We start from the raw sequence: 1,076 nt of genomic DNA, 5'->3' as shown, positions 1-1,076 counted from the left end.
CACGCCCCCCCGCCCCCACCCGCGTTTTGCGCGCCAATCTACCACCCCCTCTCTAAAGGGGCGTGGCCCCCGGGCCTCCCCGCGCCCTGGGGGTGGGGTTTCCCAGCCGAGCGTTTTGCGTGGTCGGCTGTTGAGTTCGAAGTCGAAGATCGCGGTGCGGGCGGCGGCTCTGCTGGGCCAGGCGAGTTCGCGCTGCTGACCGGCCGCTTGCGGGCGCTACGCCATATCACCGCCGGCCCACGCACGATCCGCGACGTCGCCAAAGCAGCTCCAAGCTTCATCGCGAGTATCTCCTCCGGTGCAGCTCAGGCGGGAAGTTCCGTGACGCCGAGGGCGAAGTCCCAGCCCCCCATCCCGTGGCGGGCGAGGCCCATCGTGAGCACACCCGCTCCTTCCAGCCAGTGCGCCATTTCCAGGCCACCGGCGTCCATCGGGCGCATCCCGAGGCTCTTGATGAACGCCTCCACGCCCGCCTTGGCCTGCGCATTGTCGCCAGCGATGAAGACGTCGGGCCGGCCGTTCTCCAGGACATGACGGAAGACGGTGTTGAATCCCTTCACCACGCTGGCACCGGCCGGGGCCACCTTGGCGACTTCCCGCGCGATCGAGGTGACCTCGCGGTGGGCCAGACCGTCGAACGTGGAATTGAAGGGGTTGCTGATGTCGACGATGACCTTGCCCGCGAGGGCGTCTCCGTAGTGAGCGACGGCCGGAACGACACCGTCGAACAACAGGGCCACGATGACGATGTCCCCGACCGGGACGGCGCCCCACTCTCCCGTCGTAGCGCCGCCGCCGAGAGCCTTGGCCAGGTCGGCGGACTTGGAGTGATCGCGGCCCATGACCTCGACGGTGTTGCCGCCCGCTACCGCCAGCGCGCCGATGGTACGGGCCATGTTCCCAGTGCCGATGATGCTGATGCTGCTCATGAGGTGTGCTCTCTTCCTTGTTCTCGAACTTTCGCTTTGTTTCGTTTGCGCCGAGTCACCCAACTGGGTGAGCCGCAGAGCTCGGCGCTGGCGAAGGAGCCGGGGGGGGGGGGGGGTGTGTGGGGGGTGTGGGGGGGCGGGCGGGGC

1 protein-coding gene is annotated in these 1,076 nt (G+C 68.5%); it reads right to left on the bottom strand.

Annotated elements, in window-relative coordinates:
* Positions 1 to 305 precede the first annotated feature (305 nt).
* Positions 306 to 929 carry an NADPH-dependent F420 reductase gene (locus tag ACFXB5_RS11535; protein WP_385205532.1) on the bottom strand — a complete coding sequence of 208 codons (624 nt, stop codon included), beginning with the start codon at positions 927 to 929 and terminating at the stop codon, positions 306 to 308.
* Positions 930 to 1,076: the final 147 nt, after the last annotated feature.

It is taken from the genome of Streptomyces sp. NPDC059455 (assembly GCF_042750115.1).
Classification (GTDB): Bacteria; Actinomycetota; Actinomycetes; order Streptomycetales; family Streptomycetaceae; genus Streptomyces; species Streptomyces endocoffeicus.
The sequence above is the reverse complement of the archived record's forward strand: the minus strand, read 5'-3'. Positions and strand labels throughout refer to the sequence as shown.